The sequence below is a fragment of the Buchnera aphidicola str. APS (Acyrthosiphon pisum) genome (genome assembly GCF_000009605.1).
GTDB lineage: Bacteria > Pseudomonadota > Gammaproteobacteria > Enterobacterales > Enterobacteriaceae > Buchnera > Buchnera aphidicola_I.
Window position 1 is genome coordinate 128,968 of the sequence record NC_002528.1, and the last position, 20,660, is coordinate 149,627.

Sequence of the window (20,660 nt, forward strand, 5' to 3'; positions counted from 1 at the left end):
TAAATTATGATAATATGTGCAAGATAACTTAGTTATATTCAATATTCACTAAACAGAAAAAGAATTATATTCTATAACTATATAAGACATCATCTTTATTTTTTCTGTTTAAAACTTCCGTCATATTATTTAAAGTATACTATTAAAAATTATTCTCCCTAATATTATGAAAGTTTTTTCTATCAAGTATTTTAAAAAACTATTAGAAATGAGATTATAACTGGTTAGTTTTTTGTGATTGTTATGAAACCTTCATATTCTTTCCAGAATAAAAAACTTGTTTTAGAGAACAAAATGAAAAAAACAGATGAACTACGTACAATACGAATTGATCCATTAATAACTCCAGCTGAATTAGCAAGGCAGTACGCGATCACTTCAGACATCATGGACACTGTTATCGCAACAAGACAAAATATTGCTCGTATTATGACTGGACAAGATGCGCGACTACTTGTTGTAATAGGACCATGTTCAGTTCATGATCCTATCGCAGCAGTAGAATATGCACATCGATTGTATGAATTACGAGTAAAATATAAAGATCGTCTTGAAATTATAATGCGTACATATTTTGAAAAACCAAGAACAGTTGTTGGATGGAAAGGGCTGATTTCTGATCCAGATTTAAATGGTAGTTTTCGAGTTAATCATGGATTAGCCGTAGCACGTAAATTATTATTAGATATTAATGCATTAGGAATGCCTGCAGCAACAGAGTTTCTCGATATAGTTATAGGACAATTTATAGCAGATTTAATTAGTTGGGGTGCTATTGGAGCAAGAACTACTGAAAGTCAAATTCATAGAGAAATGGCTTCCGCTCTTTCCTGTCCAGTAGGTTTTAAAAATGGAACTGACGGTAATATACGCATTGCAATTGATGCTATTCGCGCAGCTAAAGTTAGACATTTATTTTTCGCGCCTAATAAAGATGGTCAAATGACGATTAATCATACCAGTGGCAATCCATATGGGCATATAATCATGCGAGGTGGTCGTGCGCCGAATTACCATCCTGATGATATTAACTCAGCAGTAAAGCATTTACGTGAATTTGATCTATTAGAACATTTAATGATTGATTTTAGTCACGGTAATTGTTTAAAAGAACATCTTCGTCAAAAAAATGTTTCTAAGTCTGTTTCATATCAAATTTCTCATGGTTCGAAAGCTATTTTTGGTGTTATGATTGAAAGCTTTTTAGAAGAAGGTTTTCAAACAGTAACGAATAATCAACCATTAATATATGGTAAATCGATTACTGATGCCTGTTTAAATTGGAAAGACAGTGTTTTAATTATCGAACAATTAGCAGATGCCGTAGATGCTCGTTTTTAATTCACATGCTAGTCAAAAACACTTGGCTAGCATTTTTTCAATTTTTAAAATTATTTTTATAGTCAGTATATAAAAAATATATAAGTATTTTTTTAATGATTGATTTTTTCATAGGAAAAACAATTAATATTTTTAATTAAGGATTAAAAGAATGCCTGTAATAAGATTTTATGATGGAAGTCAGCAGGTGTACGAGCATTCTGTTTCATTAATAGAGATTATTAAAAACAAAAAACCTAGTATAATGAAATCTCTTATTGCAATTTCTGTTAATAATCATTTTTCAAATTTAAATACTTTTATAAGAGAAGATGCTTTTATAGAATTTGTTGATCAAAAAAATTATAAAGCATTGAATATCATTCGATATTCCTGCGCGCAGCTTTTAAGCTATGCTATAAAAAATATATGGCCTCTGGCTCAAATTGCTACAAGTAATATTATAGAAGATGGTTTTTATTGTGATATAGATTTTAAAAGAAGTATTTCAGAAAAAGACTTGATTTTACTAGAAAATCAGATGAAGATGCTCGTAAAACGTGAATATAATATTTTAAATAAACTAATTTCTTATTCTGAAGCTAGAGAAATATTTCAAAAATGTTTTGAAAAATATAAAGTTTCTTTAATAGATGAAAATATTAATTGTAATAGTAAAGTTTCTTTATATTATCATGAAAATTATGCAGACATTGATATAGGACTACAAGTTTTTAATATAAAATTTTGTAAATATTTTAAATTACAAAAAATTGGAGGTGTTTACTGGAAAAAAAATAAAAATAATAAAATGTTACAACGTATTTATGGTACTGCTTGGACTAATAAGCAGGAACTTGATAAACATCTTGATTATTTAAATGAATTAGAAAAAAGAGATCATAGAAAGATTGGAAAATTTCTTCAATTATATCATATGCAAGAAGAATCTCCAGGTATGATTTTCTGGCATAACAAAGGTTGGATTATTTTTAATGAATTACAAAATTTTGTTCGAGTTAAACTAAAAGAATATAAATATGAAGAAGTGAAAACACCATTATTGATAGATAAATTAATTTGGAAACAGAGCGGACACTGGGATAATTATAAAAATGCTATTTTTACTACGTTATCAGAACATCGAGAATATTGTATTAAACCGATGAATTGTCCTGGACATGTACAAATTTTTAATAGTAGATTAAAATCTTATCGAGACTTACCTATTCGTATGGCAGAATTTGGAAGTTGTCATCGTAATGAACCTTCAGGTTCTTTGCATGGTTTGATGCGAGTACGCAATTTTACTCAAGATGATGCACATATATTTTGTACTAGAGAACAGGTTCGTTCTGAAATTAACGATTGTATTAAAATGATATATGATTTATATAGCACCTTTCATTTTAAAAAAATATTAGTGAAACTATCTACTCGTCCAGAAAAACGTATTGGTACTGATTCTTTATGGAATGAATCAGAAAAAGATTTATCTGACATGTTAATAGAAAATCATTTATCATTTGAATATCAATCGGGAGAAGGTGCTTTCTACGGACCCAAGATCGAATTTATTTTACAAGATTCTTTAGATCGAAATTGGCAATGTGGGACAATTCAACTTGATTTTTATTTACCATTGCGTTTAAGTTCATTTTATATTAATGAGAAAAATGAAAAAAAAGTGCCTGTAATTATTCACCGAGCTATATTGGGTTCAATAGAACGTTTTATTGGTATACTAATTGAAGAGTGTTCAGGTAATTTACCAACATGGTTATCTCCAGTACAAGTAGTAATAATTAGCATCACTGATATTAGTTCAGGATATGTTAAAGAATTATTTAAAAAATTCTCTGACGTTAATATTCGTATAGAATGTGATTTAAGAAATGAAAAAATAGGTTTTAAAATTCGAGAGCATACACTACGTCGAATTCCTTATATATTAATTTGTGGTGAAAAAGAGAGCAGTTCTAAAAAAATATCTGTTCGCAACAGACAAGGTCATAACTTTGGAATGATCGATGTTGATTTTTTTATTAAAAAGTTGCAAAAGGAAATAATCACTCGTAACTTTTATCAAATGGAGGAATAAAGTATTAAAGGTGGAAAAATAGTTCAATTAACACGTCCTAATCGTATTAATAGTGAAATACGTGCGATAAAAGTTCGTCTTACGGGCGTCGAAGGCGATCAAATTGGGATAGTTAATTTACGTGAAGCTTTAAAAAAATCTGAGGAATTAGGATTGGATTTAGTTGAAATTAGTCCAAATGCTGAACCACCCGTTTGTCGTATTATGGATTATGGTAAATTTCTTTACGAAAAAAGTAAATCATCTAAGGAACAGAAAAAAAAACAAAAAGTTATTCACATAAAAGAAATAAAATTTCGCCCTGGAACTGATGAAGGTGACTATCAAGTTAAATTGCGCAATTTAATACGTTTTTTAGAAGATGGTGATAAAGCTAAAATTACTCTACGATTTAGAGGTCGTGAAATGGCACATCAAAAAATTGGAGTCGATGTGTTAAATAGAGTGAAAAATGATTTGATTGAATTAGCAACTGTGGAATACTTTCCATCTAAAATTGAAGGTCGACAAATGATAATGATTTTAGCACCTAAGAAGAAGTAGTAATTTTTAATTAAATTTTTTATCATTAATGTATCCATTATTTAAACAATTCTTTACATTTTTTTATAATTTAAATGAAATAGTCTATGCCAAAAATTAAAACTTTAAAAAGTGCAGCTAAACGTTTTAAAATAACTGCCTCTGGTAAATTTAAACGTAAACAAGCAAATTTACGTCATATTTTAACGAAAAAAACTACAACTAAAAAACGTCATCTTCGTCCTAAGATTTTAGTGTCTACAGGAGATATGGATAGAGTTAAATCTTTTTTACCATATGCGTAAATTAACTTATTTTATTAAGATTTTACGAATAGGAGAGCATAAATGGCTCGTATAAAACGTGGTGTAATTGCCCACGCTCGTCATAAAAAAATCTTAAAACAAGCAAAAGGCTACTATGGAGCTCGTTCTCGTATTTACAGGGTGGCACATCAAGCAGTAATTAAAGCTGGTCAATATGCTTATCGTGATAGAAGACAACGAAAACGACAATTTCGTCAGTTATGGATTTCACGTATTAATGCCGCTGTTCGTCAAAGTAAAATGTCTTATAGTAATTTTATTTTTGGTTTAAAAAAAGCTTCAATTAATATTGATCGAAAAATATTATCTGATATTGCTATATTTGATTTGCTTTCATTTAATGCATTAGTTAAAAAAGCAAAAGAAGCTTTGTTGTAAATATAAAATTTTAATACATAATAAGAGGGGAAAATTAATCTCCCCTCCATTCTAAAAATATTAACAATACTAAATAAAATTTTTTTTATTTTTCCATTTTAGAATAGTTAATTTTAAAATAAGCTTCCTGTATGGAAGCTTTTTAGTATGTTTAATATATTAAACATAATTAAAACCCAAAAAAAGCGTGTAAAATGTTAAATTTAAATAAATTATTTGAAATTATAGAAATAGATATACAAAATTCAAAAAAAATTTCCGAACTAGATAAAATTCGTATTAAATATTTAGGAAAGAAGGGTGTCTTAACTGCTTTTATGAAGAAGTTAAAAGATTTTTCTTATGAAGATAAAAAGAAACACAGTATTATTATTAATAAAAAAAAACAAGAAATTATTAGTAAAATAAATATAAAAAAACAAAAACTCAGCGTGTATATCTTAGAACAGCGTATTAAATCAGAAACTATTGATATATCTTTACCTGGACGTCGTACTGAACATGGTGGTTTTCACCCTATAACAAATACTATTGATTATATAAAGAATTTTTTTTTAAAATTAGGATTCCAATCAATAAATAGTCCTGAAATAGAAGATGAATATCATAATTTTGATGCTTTAAACATTTCTAAATATCATCCAGCTAGAGATAGTCATGATACTTTTTGGTTTGATCGTAATCGATTGTTAAGAACGCAAACTTCTAGTATGCAAATTCGCATTATGAAACAAGAAAAACCTCCAATTAGATTTATTTTCCCCGGAAAAGTATATCGTAATGATTACGATATTACACATACACCTATGTTTCATCAGATTGAAGGGTTAATAGTTGACAAAAATATTAATTTTTCTAATTTAAAATGGATTATATATAAATTTTTATACGACTTTTTTGGAAAAGAGGTTTTGATTAAATTTCGTCCATCGTACTTTCCTTTTACTGTACCTTCTGCAGAAGTGGATATCATTGATCATAATGGAAAATCCTTAGAAATATTAGGATGTGGCATGGTACATCCTAATGTTTTAAAAAATGTTAATATTGATTCAAAAATATATTCTGCCTGTGCTTTTGGATTAGGAATTGAAAGAATTGCAATGTTGCGTTATGGAATAACTGATATTCGATCTTTTTTTGAAAACGATATAAGATTTTTAAAACAATTTAAATATAATTAGTGAGACAAAATGAAATTTAGCGAAAAATGGTTGCGTGAATGGATTGATCCACAAGTTAGTAGTAAGATTTTACATGAACAAATTTCTAATTCTGGTATTGAAGTAGAACATGTTGAGAATTTTAAATCTGAATTTCATGGTGTTGTAGTTGGTAAAATAGTGCAATGTACTTTTCATAATGAATCTAATAATTTAAAAGTACTTAAAGTAGATATAGGCAAAAAAAAATTATTAAATATTATATGCGGTGCATCTAATTGTCGTAATGGTATAAAGGTTGCAGTAGCTACTGTTGGCGCTACTTTACCAAAAAATATTACTATTAATAAGAAAATTTTAAAAGGAGCATGGTCTGAAGGTATGTTATGTTCTTTTTTTGAATTAGGCCTGTTTTTAAATGATAATAAAATTATCGAATTTCCTAAAGAAACGTTGGTAGGTATTAATGTTTATGATTATTTTTTATTAGAAGATAATATTATTAAAGTTTCTATTACATCAAATCGTCCAGATGGCTTAAGTATTTTAGGATTATCTCGTAATATAGCTGCTATTAATGATTTAAGAATATCACCTTTAAAAAATCGCTTAGTTCCTGCAGTTATTCAAAAAAAAATTAATATTGATATTCAAGCTGATAAAGAATGTATGAATTTTTTTGGTAGAATTATAGAAAACATCAATATAAATGTTGATACTCCTTTTTGGATGAAAAAAAAATTATTTTTTTCTAACGTTTTGTCAGAAAATATTATAACTAATATTATTCATTATGTATTAATTGAACTGGGACAACCATTGAATATATTGGATGCAGATAATATTAATGATTCTATTATAGTGCGCATGGCAAGGCATGAAGAGGATTTATTTTTAAAAAATAATATAAAAATAAGTTTAAATGAAAATATATTAGTTTTTTCTGATTCAAATAAAATATTATCTCTCCCTGGAAATATTAATTCTAATATTGTTGATGTCGATAAAAATACTAAAAATATATTTCTTAGTTCATATTTGATTAATAGAAAATATATTTCTTATATTATAAAAAAAATGAATATGAATACAGTATTAGAATATCACTATTATGGTGTTGATCCTTTCCTTCAAAATTATGCTATTGAGTATGCAACTGATTTGATTTTAAAAATCTGTGGTGGTGTTCCTGGTCCTATCAATGAGAAAAAATGTAATTTTCAGATCCACAAAAATAATACAATAAGATTACATCATGAAAGATTAAACAAAATAATTGGTTTTTTTATTGATACAAGTGTTATTTCAAAAATTTTATATAGACTCGATTATCAATTGAAATTTCAAAAAACATTTTGGGACGTTATTTCTCCTAGTTGGAGATTCGACATATTAATTGAAGAAGATGTAATCGGTGATATTCTGCGAATATACGAGTATAATAATGTTCATTTAATACCATTAAAAGAGTTTTTGAACTGTAGTAAAAAAAATGAACTAACAGATTCCTTATTAAAAAAATCTGCTGTGATATTAATTAATCAAGGTTATCATGAAGTTATAAATTATGGTTTTATTGATCCTAAAATACAAAATTTAATTTTCCCAAACGAAGAAAATTTGTTATTATCTAATCCTATTTCTCAAGATATGTCATGTATGCGTTTATCTTTGTGGCCTGGTTTGCTTAAAAATATTTCTTATAATAAAAATCGTCAGCAAAAAAGTATCCGTATTTTTGAAAGTGGACTCTGTTTTTCAATAGATAAAAGAGAAAATCTTGGCATCAGACAAGAAATTTTTTTAGCAGCAGCAATTAGTGGGAATTATATTAAAGAAAATTGGTATTATAACATAAGAAAAATGGATTTTTATGATTTAAAAGGTGATTTAGAATCTATATTAGAATCAATATGTCAATTAAATGAGATAGAATTTCGACGTAAAAAAATACATGGATTGCATCCAGAACAAAGTGCATCTATATATTTTAGAAATTATTTAATTGGTAGTATTGGAGCAATTGATCCAAGGTTAGAAAAAGCATTAAATGTATCTAGCACTACATTTTTATTTGAAATATCATTAAATAATTTTTCAGATATTAAACCATTAAAAGTTGAAGAGATTTCAAAATTTCCAACTGTTCGACGCGATATTGCAATATTAATATCAGAAGAAATCGCAGCTTATAATGTTATAGAGCAGTGTAAAATATTTTTTATAAATGAAAAAGTAGAAATTAATTTATTTGATATATATGCTTATAAAGAATCGCATAATCATAAGAAAAGTTTGGGTATTAGTTTTATTTTTCAAAATAAAAAAAGAACTTTTCAAGATAATGAAATTAATTTAATGATAGATGATTGTATAGGAGTACTACAGAAAAAATTTCAAGCCGTTTTAAGGAAATAAACCTATGGTGCTTACAAAAGCTGCTATTTCAGAAAATTTATTTGAGAAATTGCAATTAACTAAAAAAGAATCAAAAGAATTCGTGGAATTTTTTTTTGAAGAAGTTAGGAAATCTCTAGAAAAAGGAGAAGCTGTTAAACTATCTGGATTTGGAAATTTTCAAATAAAGAAAAAAAAAGCTCGTCCTGGTAGAAACCCTAGAACAGGAGAAATTTTTCTTATAACAGCTAGACGAGTAGTTACTTTTAAAGCCGGTCAAAAACTAAAAAATAAAATTAACAATTATTTAATAAAAAAAAATAACAATTTCTAATTGTATTAGAATAATTTTTTCTTTTTAAAAAGAAGTAAAGCATGCAACTTTCTGATTTTTCTTTTGATTTGCCAAAATCACTTATATCTTTTCATCCTTATTTTATTCGTAGTACATGTCGTTTAATGGTTATGTATGGACATACCGGAATGATATTCCATAAACGATTTTTCAATATTATTGATGAAATTAACTCTGGTGATCTAATTATTTTAAATAATACTCAAGTGATTCCAGCTCGTTTTTTTGGAAAAAAAGAAAGCGGAGGTAAAGTTGAAGTTTTGGTTGAAAAAATATTAGGTATTAATAATATATTGGCAAGTATTAAAAATTCTAAAAATATCAATATTGGCAGTAAAATTTTTTTTGGATATAAAGACAAAATTAAAGGTTCTGTTGTGGATTGTAAAAATTCTTTTTTTGAAATTTTTTTTCATGACAATATTGATTCAGCTATTGATATTATTAATAATATAGGCGAAATTCCTCTGCCTCCTTATATTAAAAGATTTCGAAATAAACTGGATGTTGATTTATATCAAACTGTATATAAAAAAAAAACAGGTTCTATTGCTGCACCTACTGCTGGATTGCATTTTGACTTACCTTTGTTAGAGGCATTACACAATAAAGGTGTAGATATAGATTATATAACTCTTCATATAGGTTCTGGTACATTTCAACCTATTAGAAGAGTTCAAATCGAAGAACATATTATGCATTCTGAATCAGTTGAAGTGTCTTCCTCAGTTATTCAAAAGATCAAATCTTGCAAAAAAAAAGGTGGTCGTATTATTGCAGTTGGTACAAGTACACTTCGTGCTCTAGAAAGTGCATATCACTCTTCTGAATGGAGTGATAGCCAAGATTTTATTAGTGATACTAATATTTTTATATATCCTGGTTATAAACATAATATTGTCGATGCATTAATTACTAATTTTCATTTTCCTGAATCAACCTTAATTATGCTGGTTTGTTCTTTTCTAGGGTATAAAAATACAATGAATGCTTACAATACAGCAATAGTAAATAAATATAGTTTTTTTAGTTATGGTGATGCTATGTATATCACTCATAATAAATTAGCTCCCTATGAAAATTTTATAATCTAGTATGCTTTAAAAAAAAATATAAAAAAGGATAACTGAAAAAATGAATTTTAAAGTTTTATATCAGGATAACAATGCTAGATGTGGTGTATTTAATTTTAACCAAGAAATAATAGAAACACCTGTTTTTATGCCAGTAGGTACTTATGGTGCTGTGAAGAGTATCAGTACAGAAGAAATTAAAAATACCGGAAGCAGAATTATTTTATCCAATGCGTTTCATTTATATTTTCGACCTGGGCTTGAAATAATAAAATTACATGGCAACTTGCATAATTTTATGAATTGGTCAGGACCTATTCTTACTGATTCTGGAGGATTTCAAGTTTTTAGTCTTTCACGATTTTGCAAAGTAAATGAAGAAGGAGTTATTTTTCAGAATCATATTGATGGAAAAAAAACTTTTTTAACTCCTAAAATTTCTATGAAAATTCAATCAGATTTAGGTTCTAATATTGTTATGATTTTTGATCAATGTATTGAATATAATCAAAATTGGGAAAAAACAAAAAACGCAATGGAAAGATCACTATATTGGGCTAAAAAAAGTCGTATATATTTTGATTCTTATAAAAATAAAAATTCATTATTTGGTATTATTCATGGAGGTATATATCCATCCTTACGTGATATATCATTACAAGAATTAATTAAAATTGATTTTGATGGATATGCATTAGGTGGTCTAGCTGTTGGAGAACCAAAAATAGAAATGTATAAATTATTAGATCATATTTGTCCTCAAATACCCAAAAATAAACCTCGATACTTAATGGGAGTAGGAAAACCAGAAGATTTAATAGAAGGAGTAAGACGAGGTGTGGATATGTTTGATTGTGTTATACCTACTCGAAATGCTAGAAATGGACATTTATTTGTTACTAATGGTGTAATTAAAATTAGAAATAAAAAATATAAAAAGGATTTATCTTGTTTAGATAATACTTGTGTTTGTTACACTTGTCGATATTATAGTCGGTCTTATTTACATCACTTAGATGCTTGTAATGAAATTTTAGGAGCACGTTTAAATACAATACATAATTTGCATTATTATCAAACATTGATGTCTAATATAAGAAATTCAATAAAAAATAATACATTTGAGCAATTTTCAGTGAACTTTTACAAACAAAAAAATAAAATTGATTTTTAAAAAGATAGTTTACAGGAGAAATATATGAGTTTTTTTATTCAAAATGCTAATGCTGTAGTAAATGGAACATCGGAAAGCAGTAATTCATATTCATTAATATTTATGGCTGTAATATTTTTATTGATTTTTTATTTTATGCTTTTCCGTCCTCAACAAAAGAAAGACAAAGAACATAAAAATCTTATCAATTCTCTTGTTCAGGGAGATGAAGTTATAACAACTAGTGGTTTATTGGGACGAATAAAAAAAATTACAAAAAATGGATATATTTTACTTGAATTAAACGAGACCACTGAAGTATTTATAAAACAAGATTTTATAGTATCATTGTTACCTAAAGGTACTTTGAAATCTTTATAATTTTTTTAAAAAATAATGTATATATGACAATTTTTTTATTTTTATGTCTATTTAGTATAAATAAGAAAAATCTGCTATTTTAAAAAAAATTTTTTTTAATTTACTTAGTAAAAGCAATCGATTTAACCGTATTTTAGAATCAGAATGATATATTTTAACTTTCTTAAAAAAATTATATATGGGATTTTCAAAACTTTTTATTTTTATTAAAATATCATTATATTTTTTTTCTAAAAATAAATTTTTTGTATAATTATCAAATTCTTCTATATTATTAAATAATATGATTTCTTCTTTTTCAATCATTAGTTTTTTATTAATATCTCCATTAATTTTTTCTTTTTCTTTTGCTAAAATGTTAGATATTCTTTTAATAGACAATATTATTGATTGTGAATCTTTTAATTTTTTAAAAAAAGATATAGCTTGTATTTTTTTATGAATATCTATTAGTTCGATTGATTTACATGACAATACTGATTTAATAATTTTTGCACTATATCCTGTTTCTTCATACCAGTGAAATAGTCTTATCATAAAAAATTTGATCATTTTGTCAAATAAGATTAAATCATCTTCATTTTTTTTGTTATATAGAGAAAGACTTTTTTTAATCAAATCTTCTAGATTTAATGGTATATTCTTTTCTAAAATAATACGTATTATTCCTATAGCTAAACGTCTCAATGCAAATGGATCTTTATCTGAACTTGGAATGTTTCCTATATAAAACATTCCTGATAAAGTATCCATTTTATCAGCAATTGATAATCCACAACCTATAGGAGTACACGGGAGTTTATCTCCTGAAAACCTGGGTAAATATTGTTCTTCAAGAGCAGTAGCAACATCTTTTTTTTCTTTGTCTTCTAGAGCATAATACATGCCTATTTTACCTTGTAATTCTGGAAATTCACATACTACATCAGTTACAAGATCACATTTAGATAAAAGTGCAGCTCTTATTGAATCTTCTACATCACTAGAACTATATTTAGCAATCCATTTTATAAGTAATTTAATACGTAATGTTTTTTCATATAACGAACCAAGATTGTTTTGGAATAAAACTTTTTTAAGAGATAAAAGACGAGATTCTAATTTTACTTTTCTATCGTTCTTAAAAAAAAATTCAGCATCTGAAAGTCGTGCATGCATTACTCTTTGATTTCCTATAATAATTTTTTCTGATTCTTGTGTTTGAATATTAGAGATAAAAATAAAATATGGCAGAAGTTTTTTTTCAGAATTATATATTGGAAAACATTTTTGTTTTTTTTCTATGGTATTTATTAGTATTTTTTTAGGAATTTGAAGAAATTTTTCTTGAAAATTTACTAAAAGTGCTTTTGGCGATTCTACTAAAGCTGTTACTTCTTCTATTAATACGTTATTTTTTTTTATAAATCCTTTAATTTTTTTTGCAATATTTTCAATATCTTCTATAATTTTTTCTTTTCTAATGAAATAGTCAGCAATGATATTATTTTTTTCAAGAAGAATTTTAGGGTAATCTTTTGCATCTTTTATTTTTATTTGACTATCTTTTGAAGAAAGATGATTTTGAAGAAGGTTTTTAGACGTAATATTAAATACATCTCCTGGAATAACTTTTTTGTCCAATAAAATCACAATGTTACGAATAGGACGAGAAAACTTCTGATTATCTTGTCCCCATCTCATAGATTTTTTAATAGAAATATTTTTAAGAGCAGATTCAGTGATTTTGGGAATTAATGATTCAATGTTTTCCTGTTTTTTTCTTGTTTTATAAAACAACCATTCACCTTTTTCATTTTTCAAACGTATAGCTTGATTTATATTGATTCCACAATGTTTCAACCAACGTGTAGCTGCTTCTGTTAAAAATCCATCTTTATCATAAGAATTTATTATTGATGGACCTCTTTTTTTTATTTCTACAAACCTCTCTGTTATATCAATATCTTTAATTTTTAATGCAAGTCTTCTTGGTGTAGAAAAATATTTAATGTTTTTGTATGAAATATTATGAAAATCTAATTCTTTAATAAAGTTTTTATAAAAATATAAAGATATTTTTGAAAGCAGTCTAGCAGGTAGTTCTTCAGTCCCTATTTCAATTAATAATATTTTCTTTGTCATGTATTTCTCTTTTTTTATGACACAACGGAAAGCCTAAATTTTTTCTTAAATTTAAATATTTTATTGCAACTTGAGAAGTTAATTTTCGAATGCGTAAAATATAACTTTGACGTTCATTTGAAGATAAAGATTTTCTTGCATCTAATAAATTAAATATGTGGTTTGCTTGCAGTATTTTTTCATATGATACTAATAATAATGGTTCTTTTAAATTTATTAATTTTTTTGCTTCTAGTTCATACTTTTTAAAACAATCAAATAAAAAATTAACATCAGAATATTGAAAATTATACTGTGATTGTTCTCTTTCATTTTGTTGAAAAATATCGCCATAAGTTATTTTTTTATGGTTATATTCATTCCAAATAAGATCATATACATTCGACTTGTTTTGCATGTGCATAGCTATTCTTTCTAAACCATATGTTATTTCTACACTGACAGGCTTGCATTCTAATCCACCTACTTGTTGGAAATAAGTAAATTGAGTGATTTCCATCCCATTTAACCAAACTTCCCAACCAATACCCCACGCACCTAAAGTAGGATTTTCCCAGTTATCTTCTACAAAACGTATATCATGTATTTTTTCATCTATATTTAATAAATATAATGAATTTAGATAAATATTTTGAATATTATTTGGAGGAGGTTTTATAATAACTTGAAATTGGTAATAATGTTGCAAACGATTAGGATTTTCTCCGTATCTCCCGTCAGAAGGACGACGACAAGATTGTATATATGCAGCATTAATAGGTTCTGGTCCAATCGTTCCTAAAAAAGTAATATTGTGAAACGTACCTGCTCCTATTGGTAGATCTAATGGTTGAAAAATAGTACATCCTTGCTGCAACCAGTATTCTTGTAAAATTGTAATTAACTTATGAAAGTTATTATGATAATTTTTCATTAAAAATCCAGACAGAATATTGAAAAACATACTTTATAAATTTAAAATTTTTAGTACTATTAAAAAATATTTTTTCACTTTATAAGAATAATTCTTAATTTAGTGAAGTATGTCTTTTTTTAAAGCATTTTTTCTTTAAAAAAAAGATTAAGAAATCTTATATTAAAAGAATACAATGATATAAATGAAAAAGAAAGAAAATTATTAACGAAGAAATATATGAAACTAATTATAATACTTTTAATTCATTTCAATAATTATTCTTTCATAAATAAAATAGTTTTTATATACAAAATAGTATTTTGTAAAATTGCTATTGTGGGTGATGTAATATAGTACAATAAAAATTATTATAGTTAGCAATATATTATTAACTATTTTTAATAAATATTATTATGTAAGTCAAACCATTCTATCGTTATATGATAAGAAAAAATTAATTCCCGTGTATTGCCAATTTTTTTATGAATTTTTTATAAAAAACAATGAATTAAAAATATTCACTTTATTTTTATTGATTAAAATATATTTTCTCAGTATCATATTATTTTTAATATAAAAAATTTATTTTTTTCATTAGAAATAAAAATAATTTTGACTAATATTCATATTTTTCTATCATGTTATTCTGTTTTATTTTTTAAGTTTCTTCAAAAATATTACAATATAAGTTTTTTTATAGGAAAAAATAAAAATGAACTATATTGGTGCACATGTTAGTTCTTCTGGGGGTTTAGAAAAAACAGTATTACGTGCCATTCAAATAAAAGCAACAGCTTTTTCTTTTTTTACTAAAAACCAGCGTCAATGGTTCTCTCCTCCATTGATTCAAAAAAAAATAGATCAATTTAAAGCAATGTGCATCAAATACAGCTTTCAACCCCAACAAATTTTACCTCATAGTAGTTATTTGATTAATTTAGGTCATCCTATTGATGAATTACTAAGAAAATCTAGAAAATCTTTTATTGATGAAATGATTCGTTGTAGTCAACTCGGTTTAATTTTTTTAAATTTTCATCCTGGTAGTCATCTAAACAAAATCACTGAAAACGCTTGTTTGTTAAGGGTTTCTGATTCTATTAATATAGCTTTAGAGAAAACTCAAAATGTAATTGCAGTTATAGAAAATACAGCTGGACAAGGGACTAATATAGGATATTGTTTTGAACATTTATCTGAAATTATTAAAAATATTGACGATAAATCTAGAGTCGGAGTATGTATTGATACTTGTCATCTATTTGCATCAGGATATGATTTACGTACTAAGAAAGACTGTGAAAATACATTTGAAAAATTTAATAGTTTAATAGGTTTAAAATATTTAAAAGGAATACATTTAAATGATTCCAAGAAAAAAATTAATAGTCGTGTTGATCGTCATGAAAGTTTAGGATTAGGTGAAATTGGAACAGCAGCTTTTACATGGATTATAAAAAATGAAAATTTTTCTAATATTCCAATTATTTTAGAAACAGCAAACCCTATGATATGGGAAGAAGAAATTGATTGGTTGAGATCTCAAAAAAAATTATAATTAAAAAATTTAATACATTTTAAGAGGCTTAAATATGTTAACACTTCAAGCAGAAACAAGAAAAGAAAAAGGTACTGGATTTAGTAGACGACTACGTATTCATAATAAATTTCCAGCAGTCTTATATGGAGTCAAAAAAACTGAAATTTTACTTATATTAGATCATAACACCACCTTTAATTTACAAAAAAAGATAGAATTTTATAAAGAAAATTTGCTATTGTGTGTTCAGGATAAAAAATATAAAGTTAAAGTGCAAGCCATTCAGCGACATTCGTTTAAATCAAAATTATTACATATTGATTTTTTGTATGTCGAATAGGTACAATTAATATTATTATTGTAATCGCACTTATTTTTTTAAGAAATATATTCTTTTCTAATTTTTTTATTATGTTCCTAACAATATAGTAGAGAAAATTTCTCTAAAAATTAACATTGTAGGATGAAATTGTATCGCAATCAAACTTAAAATTCCAGAGGACATAGTTAAAATTGCTAACCATCCTATTTTCTTCTTAGTGAAAAAAGAAGTTCTATTATCTATATGATTTTTTCTCATTTTCCACCATTTTGATATTAGCCATATTCCTAGCCATATTAAAATTGAAATAAGTAATAACAACCATTTAAAATAATAACTTTGAGAACTTTCAGGTATTTTTATAGCGATACCTGTGACTATACCAGGAAAAAAATATACTGGAGGCCATAATATACACCCAATAATACTAGGAAAGACAAATTTTTTTAATGGGAGTTTTAACATTCCAGAAACCATTGGAATTAAAGGTCTTGTTGGTCCTATAAATCGTCCGAGAATAATAGTCAGCATGCTATGTTTATCTAAAAAAGATTTAGTTTTATCGAGTAATTTTTGGTTTTTTTTCAAAAAATTAAAATTATATAGCCAATTCTTAAAATACAACCCGATATAATATGATATCCAATCTCCTAATAAACATCCTGTTGTACCAGATATCCAAGCGGGATAAAATGATAATTTTCCATCACCGATAAATGTTCCTAATGTAGTCATTAAAATAATACCAGGAAGCAATAATCCTACTAATGCAAGAGATTCTAAAAAAGAAACGATGCCAACTACCAAGAGAGAGTATACTAATGACTGTGTTATAAAAGATGTTAACCAAGATTCCATAAATTCTCATTATTTTATAGGTTTTTTTATATTAAAACTAAATTTTTACGTAAATATTTTATACTTTATATTTTTTTTAAAACAACCTCAAGAAAATATTTTAAATTTATTTTTTTTAATCCTTTGGAAATAAATTATAAAAATATTTTAGTGTTAAACACCTTATTTATAAAAAGAAGAATTTGAATGAAAATATGTATTTTTATATTTTTTTATATTTTTAGTAGTATTTTTTATGTTTTAGCTAAAAATAATCAAGTAGACAATATTACAGCTATTGTGAACGATGAAATCATATTAAATAGCGATGTAAATGAAATTCTTGTTTTTTTAAAAAAATCAAAGAAAAAGTTTATAATTCCTCTAAAAAGTGATTTTTTAAAAGAAAAAGTCCTTGAAAAATTAATTGTAGATTCTTTAATATTACAAGAAGCAAATAGTAAGAATATTAATATAACTAAAGAACAAATTGACACTGTAATCAAAAATATTGCTTTGAAAAAACATATTAGTGTTGATCACTTTAAAAAACAGATTTTATTACGAAATATTAAAAATCCTTCTTATTATGACAATTTCATAAAAAAAATAGAAATATTATTAAAAATGAAAACAATTCAAGATTACGAATTGCACAAACGTATTAATATTTCGGAACAAGAAGTTAACACTATTTTTAAAAAACTTATAAAAGACAATGAAAAATTTAAAAAGATAAATTTAAGCTATATTTTACTTCCTTCTTTAAAACAAGATTCTGATAATGCAGTTAGAAATAGAACAAAAATAGCAGAAAATATCGTATATAAACTAAAGAAAGGTTACGATTTTGAAAAATTGTTAATAGAGTGTGAAAAAAATAAATCTACTTTTATAGTAAAGAAAATGTTTTGGAAACCTCTTTTAGATATACAAAATAGTTTTTTTAAAACTTTAAATATTTTTAAAAAAGGACAGATTTTAGGACCTATTGTTGGAGATAAAGGACTTTATATTTTAAAAGTTAATGATATTCATCATAAAAAAGAAAATATCGTCACTGAATTTTACATGCAACATTGTTTGATAAAACCTTCTGTGATTCTTACAAACACAGAAGCAAAGAAAAAGATTTTTAATATATATGAAAATATCAAAAAAGGAATTTATACTTTTGATGATGCAGTCAAAAATTTATCTGATGATTATTATTCATCTAACAAAAAAGGTGATTTGGGATGGATTTCAAAAGAATCATTGGGTTTTGATTTAAATAAGAAATTTTTAATTTTAGATAAAAATGAAATAAGCGAGCCTGTTAAGTCTAATTGGGGATGGCATATATTTAAAATATTAGATCGACGTCAAGTAGATGCATTTTATAAATTAAAAAAAAACCAAGCTTTTAATATTGTATTAAACCAAAAAATAATATCGGAAAAAAATCATTGGATAGAAGATCTGAAAAATACTGCTTATATAGAAATTATAAGATCATAAATATCTTTTTTTTTAAAATATTTAAATATTTAATAATTAACTATAAATTTATGATGCCAAAAAATTTTAAAAAACATTTGCCTCTAAAAAAATACGGACAAAATTTTCTTATAAATAAAGATACCATTAAAAATATTATTAAAATTATTGATCCTAAGACAACAGAAACATTAGTCGAAATTGGTCCAGGATTGGCTGCATTAACTAAACCCATGTGTGAATTGTTAGAAGAATTAATTGTTATTGAAATAGATCAGGATTTATTGTTTTTATTAAAAAAACGTTCTTTTTACTCAAAATTGATAGTTTTTTATCAAAATGCTTTAAATTTTAATTTTTTAAATTTATTTCATAAAAAAAAACAATTAATTCGTATTTTTGGAAATTTGCCATATAATATTTCCACGTCTTTGATTATTTTTTTATTCAAACAAATCAAAGTTATTCAAGATATGAATTTTATGTTGCAGAAAGAAGTTGCCGAAAGATTAATTTCTACCCCTGGGAATAAATCTTATGGTCGTTTAAGTATTATATCCCAATATTACTGTGATATTAAAATATTATTAAACGTTTCACCTGAAGATTTTCGACCTATCCCTAAAGTACATTCTGTTTTTATTAACTTAAAACCTCATACTAATTCTCCTTATTTTGTTTATAATGTGAATATTCTAAGTGCTATTACAAAAGATGCCTTTCAAAATAGAAGAAAAATATTACGTCATAGTTTGAAAAATTTATTTTCTGAAAAAGAATTAATTAAATTAGAAATTAATTCCAATTTACGAGCTGAAAATGTTTCTGTGTCACATTATTGTAAATTAGCTAATTATTTGTATAAAAAATCGAATAATCTTTTAAAAATTAATTAAATTATTTTTTAAAATTTTACATTTATTTATAGAGATCATAATATATGAGTACTTATTTTATAAGTGATATACATGGTTGCTACGAAGAATTTAGAATTCTTTTAGAAAAATCATCTTTTAATGATAAAAAAGATTATTTATGGATCGCAGGTGATTTAGTTTCTAGGGGTCCAGACTCTCTTAAAGTTGTAAAATATCTTTATTCATTAAAAGATAGAGTACAAATAGTTTTAGGGAATCATGATATAAATTTAATTGCTGTACATGCTGGTATAAAAGATAATAAAAAAGAAAATTATTTTGATGAATTTTTATCTTCACCGGATAGCGTGGAGCTCATAAATTGGCTGCGCTGTCAATCTTTTTTAAAAGTTGATGAGAAACGAAAAATTATTATGTCACATGCTGGAATTAGTCCACAATGGGATATTAATATAGCAAAAGTTTGTGCATTAGAAATTGAAGATCGCTTGTCTCATAAAAATTATGCTTTATTTCTAAAAGAAATATATCATAATAATATAGATTTTTGGAGATTGAACTTAAATCAATTAGATAGACTACGATATTCCATGAATTCTTTTACAAGAATGAGATATTGTTATCCTGATGGTCGATTAAATATGTTTTGTAAAAAATCTCCTGATTTTGTAAAATACCCGTTACGCCCATGGTTTTTAATGCCATCCAGTATTTCTAAAGTTTATTCTATTTTTTTTGGACACTGGTCTTCTTTAAAAGGAACTCATGTACCTAAACCTTTTTTCCCATTAGATGCTGGTTGTTGTTGGGGTGAAGAATTAGTTATGTTGCGATGGGAAGATGGAAAATGGTTTTCGCAAGCTTATTTATCAAAAAAATGCATATAAGAAATTGATGTTTTAAAATTATTGTTTTATCTTGATAAAATTTCAAATGAATAATTGTATGGATTCATTTTATTTTTGGTATTTTTTTTTCTAAATAATGTTTTCCAATATGGATATAACTTATATTCAGGAAAATAAGCATCACCAACAATATCAATATCTATATGAGTTAAATATAATTTATTAGCATAAAATAGCATTTCTTTATATATTTTAGCACCACCAATAATCATAATTTCTTGATTGTATTGTGCAGATATAATTGCATTAGATATTGAATCAGCCCAAATAATACCCTCTTGTTTGATTTCATTGCTACTAATAACTATGTTTTTACGCATTGGTAAGGGTTTTTTTTTAATAGACTCCCAAGTTAATCGACCCATAATTATGTTTTTATTAATCGTTTTTTGTTTAAACCATTTTAAATCTTCTGGAAGATACCAAGGTATTTTATTTTTATATCCGATAACTAAATTTTTAGATATAGCAGCAATTAAACTTATATTCATGTGAATATAGAGAACAT

General features: G+C 25.5%; 20 protein-coding genes. 16 read left to right on the forward strand and 4 right to left on the reverse strand.

Going from position 1 to position 20,660, the window contains the following annotated elements; genetic code table 11:
* Window positions 1-294: 294 nt before the first annotated feature.
* From BU_RS00685 to yajC, 11 genes are all read left to right on the forward strand, one after another.
* Entirely contained in the window at window positions 295-1,341 is a 1,047-nt protein-coding gene (locus tag BU_RS00685) for a 3-deoxy-7-phosphoheptulonate synthase (RefSeq protein ID WP_009874080.1), read from the forward strand.
* A gap of 151 nt (window positions 1,342-1,492) precedes the next feature.
* Window positions 1,493-3,421 (forward strand): threonine--tRNA ligase, encoded by a 1,929-nt coding sequence (thrS, locus tag BU_RS00690; RefSeq protein WP_010895960.1) that lies wholly within the window; start codon window positions 1,493-1,495, stop codon window positions 3,419-3,421.
* A 3-nt stretch (window positions 3,422-3,424) separates the two neighbouring features.
* On the forward strand, window positions 3,425-3,964 hold the full coding sequence (gene infC, locus BU_RS00695; RefSeq protein ID WP_010895961.1) for a translation initiation factor IF-3: 540 nt from the start codon (window positions 3,425-3,427) through the stop codon (window positions 3,962-3,964).
* A gap of 86 nt (window positions 3,965-4,050) precedes the next feature.
* Window positions 4,051-4,248, forward strand: coding sequence for a 50S ribosomal protein L35 (rpmI, locus tag BU_RS00700; protein WP_009874083.1), 198 nt, complete (start codon window positions 4,051-4,053; stop codon window positions 4,246-4,248).
* Between the two features lie 42 nt (window positions 4,249-4,290).
* Window positions 4,291-4,647 (forward strand): 50S ribosomal protein L20, encoded by a 357-nt coding sequence (rplT, locus tag BU_RS00705; RefSeq protein WP_010895962.1) that lies wholly within the window; start codon window positions 4,291-4,293, stop codon window positions 4,645-4,647.
* Window positions 4,648-4,841: 194 nt separating this feature from the next.
* Window positions 4,842-5,831 carry a phenylalanine--tRNA ligase subunit alpha gene (pheS, locus tag BU_RS00710; RefSeq protein ID WP_010895963.1) on the forward strand — a complete coding sequence of 330 codons (990 nt, stop codon included), beginning with the start codon at window positions 4,842-4,844 and terminating at the stop codon, window positions 5,829-5,831.
* A 9-nt stretch (window positions 5,832-5,840) separates the two neighbouring features.
* A complete protein-coding gene (gene pheT, locus BU_RS00715) occupies window positions 5,841-8,228 on the forward strand; it encodes a phenylalanine--tRNA ligase subunit beta (RefSeq protein ID WP_010895964.1) in 2,388 nt (795 codons plus the stop codon).
* Window positions 8,229-8,232: 4 nt separating this feature from the next.
* Entirely contained in the window at window positions 8,233-8,541 is a 309-nt protein-coding gene (locus BU_RS00720; protein WP_009874087.1) for an integration host factor subunit alpha, read from the forward strand.
* 41 nt (window positions 8,542-8,582) lie between these two features.
* Window positions 8,583-9,656: a tRNA preQ1(34) S-adenosylmethionine ribosyltransferase-isomerase QueA gene (gene queA, locus BU_RS00725; RefSeq protein WP_010895965.1), complete on the forward strand. Its 1,074-nt coding sequence runs from the start codon at window positions 8,583-8,585 to the stop codon at window positions 9,654-9,656.
* 40 nt (window positions 9,657-9,696) lie between these two features.
* Window positions 9,697-10,809: a tRNA guanosine(34) transglycosylase Tgt gene (gene tgt, locus BU_RS00730; protein ID WP_010895966.1), complete on the forward strand. Its 1,113-nt coding sequence runs from the start codon at window positions 9,697-9,699 to the stop codon at window positions 10,807-10,809.
* A gap of 24 nt (window positions 10,810-10,833) precedes the next feature.
* Window positions 10,834-11,169 (forward strand): preprotein translocase subunit YajC, encoded by a 336-nt coding sequence (gene yajC, locus BU_RS00735; RefSeq protein WP_009874090.1) that lies wholly within the window; start codon window positions 10,834-10,836, stop codon window positions 11,167-11,169.
* Between the two features lie 51 nt (window positions 11,170-11,220).
* On the opposite strand, the gene glyS is transcribed toward yajC, so the two are convergent.
* Window positions 11,221-13,293: a glycine--tRNA ligase subunit beta gene (gene glyS, locus BU_RS00740; RefSeq protein ID WP_009874091.1), complete on the reverse strand. Its 2,073-nt coding sequence runs from the start codon at window positions 13,291-13,293 to the stop codon at window positions 11,221-11,223.
* Window positions 13,268-14,206: a glycine--tRNA ligase subunit alpha gene (gene glyQ / locus BU_RS00745; protein WP_009874092.1), complete on the reverse strand. Its 939-nt coding sequence runs from the start codon at window positions 14,204-14,206 to the stop codon at window positions 13,268-13,270. Before glyQ ends, glyS begins: the two co-directional genes overlap by 26 nt.
* Window positions 14,207-14,900: 694 nt before the next feature.
* Here glyQ and nfo point away from each other — a divergent pair.
* Both nfo and rplY read left to right on the forward strand, forming a co-directional pair.
* Window positions 14,901-15,746 carry a deoxyribonuclease IV gene (nfo, locus tag BU_RS00750; RefSeq protein WP_009874093.1) on the forward strand — a complete coding sequence of 282 codons (846 nt, stop codon included), beginning with the start codon at window positions 14,901-14,903 and terminating at the stop codon, window positions 15,744-15,746.
* A gap of 34 nt (window positions 15,747-15,780) precedes the next feature.
* Window positions 15,781-16,068 carry a 50S ribosomal protein L25 gene (rplY, locus tag BU_RS00755; protein ID WP_009874094.1) on the forward strand — a complete coding sequence of 96 codons (288 nt, stop codon included), beginning with the start codon at window positions 15,781-15,783 and terminating at the stop codon, window positions 16,066-16,068.
* A gap of 69 nt (window positions 16,069-16,137) precedes the next feature.
* Here the strand turns inward: rplY and BU_RS00760 are convergent, their stop codons facing one another.
* Window positions 16,138-16,908, reverse strand: a complete 771-nt coding sequence (locus tag BU_RS00760; RefSeq protein ID WP_009874095.1) for a DedA family protein — start codon at window positions 16,906-16,908, stop codon at window positions 16,138-16,140.
* Window positions 16,909-17,094: 186 nt separating this feature from the next.
* On the opposite strand from BU_RS00760, the gene BU_RS00765 reads away from it, so the two are divergent.
* The 3 genes from BU_RS00765 to apaH are packed head-to-tail and all read left to right on the forward strand — an operon-like array spanning window position 17,095 to window position 20,131.
* Window positions 17,095-18,387, forward strand: coding sequence for a peptidylprolyl isomerase (locus tag BU_RS00765; protein ID WP_010895967.1), 1,293 nt, complete (start codon window positions 17,095-17,097; stop codon window positions 18,385-18,387).
* Between the two features lie 53 nt (window positions 18,388-18,440).
* On the forward strand, window positions 18,441-19,262 hold the full coding sequence (gene rsmA, locus BU_RS00770; protein WP_010895968.1) for a 16S rRNA (adenine(1518)-N(6)/adenine(1519)-N(6))-dimethyltransferase RsmA: 822 nt from the start codon (window positions 18,441-18,443) through the stop codon (window positions 19,260-19,262).
* A 44-nt stretch (window positions 19,263-19,306) separates the two neighbouring features.
* Entirely contained in the window at window positions 19,307-20,131 is an 825-nt protein-coding gene (gene apaH, locus BU_RS00775; RefSeq protein ID WP_010895969.1) for a bis(5'-nucleosyl)-tetraphosphatase (symmetrical) ApaH, read from the forward strand.
* A gap of 26 nt (window positions 20,132-20,157) precedes the next feature.
* Here the strand turns inward: apaH and folA are convergent, their stop codons facing one another.
* Complete coding sequence (gene folA, locus BU_RS00780) at window positions 20,158-20,643, reverse strand: type 3 dihydrofolate reductase (RefSeq protein WP_009874099.1); 486 nt, start codon at window positions 20,641-20,643, stop codon at window positions 20,158-20,160.
* Window positions 20,644-20,660 lie beyond the last annotated feature (17 nt).

What these genes read in the sequence shown, in the direction of transcription:
- BU_RS00685 (WP_009874080.1), top strand. Translation starts at nt 295, where the DNA reads ATGAAAAAAACAGATGAACTACGTACAATACGAATTGATCCATTAATA.
- glyS (WP_009874091.1), bottom strand. Translation starts at nt 13,293, where the DNA reads ATGACAAAGAAAATATTATTAATTGAAATAGGGACTGAAGAACTACCT.
- pheS (WP_010895963.1), top strand. Translation starts at nt 4,842, where the DNA reads ATGTTAAATTTAAATAAATTATTTGAAATTATAGAAATAGATATACAA.
- rpmI (WP_009874083.1), top strand. Translation starts at nt 4,051, where the DNA reads ATGCCAAAAATTAAAACTTTAAAAAGTGCAGCTAAACGTTTTAAAATA.
- queA (WP_010895965.1), top strand. Translation starts at nt 8,583, where the DNA reads ATGCAACTTTCTGATTTTTCTTTTGATTTGCCAAAATCACTTATATCT.
- BU_RS00720 (WP_009874087.1), top strand. Translation starts at nt 8,233, where the DNA reads ATGGTGCTTACAAAAGCTGCTATTTCAGAAAATTTATTTGAGAAATTG.
- apaH (WP_010895969.1), top strand. Translation starts at nt 19,307, where the DNA reads ATGAGTACTTATTTTATAAGTGATATACATGGTTGCTACGAAGAATTT.
- rplT (WP_010895962.1), top strand. Translation starts at nt 4,291, where the DNA reads ATGGCTCGTATAAAACGTGGTGTAATTGCCCACGCTCGTCATAAAAAA.
- tgt (WP_010895966.1), top strand. Translation starts at nt 9,697, where the DNA reads ATGAATTTTAAAGTTTTATATCAGGATAACAATGCTAGATGTGGTGTA.
- BU_RS00760 (WP_009874095.1), bottom strand. Translation starts at nt 16,908, where the DNA reads ATGGAATCTTGGTTAACATCTTTTATAACACAGTCATTAGTATACTCT.
- glyQ (WP_009874092.1), bottom strand. Translation starts at nt 14,206, where the DNA reads ATGAAAAATTATCATAATAACTTTCATAAGTTAATTACAATTTTACAA.
- rplY (WP_009874094.1), top strand. Translation starts at nt 15,781, where the DNA reads ATGTTAACACTTCAAGCAGAAACAAGAAAAGAAAAAGGTACTGGATTT.
- nfo (WP_009874093.1), top strand. Translation starts at nt 14,901, where the DNA reads ATGAACTATATTGGTGCACATGTTAGTTCTTCTGGGGGTTTAGAAAAA.
- pheT (WP_010895964.1), top strand. Translation starts at nt 5,841, where the DNA reads ATGAAATTTAGCGAAAAATGGTTGCGTGAATGGATTGATCCACAAGTT.
- thrS (WP_010895960.1), top strand. Translation starts at nt 1,493, where the DNA reads ATGCCTGTAATAAGATTTTATGATGGAAGTCAGCAGGTGTACGAGCAT.
- yajC (WP_009874090.1), top strand. Translation starts at nt 10,834, where the DNA reads ATGAGTTTTTTTATTCAAAATGCTAATGCTGTAGTAAATGGAACATCG.
- BU_RS00765 (WP_010895967.1), top strand. Translation starts at nt 17,095, where the DNA reads ATGAAAATATGTATTTTTATATTTTTTTATATTTTTAGTAGTATTTTT.
- rsmA (WP_010895968.1), top strand. Translation starts at nt 18,441, where the DNA reads ATGCCAAAAAATTTTAAAAAACATTTGCCTCTAAAAAAATACGGACAA.
- folA (WP_009874099.1), bottom strand. Translation starts at nt 20,643, where the DNA reads ATGAATATAAGTTTAATTGCTGCTATATCTAAAAATTTAGTTATCGGA.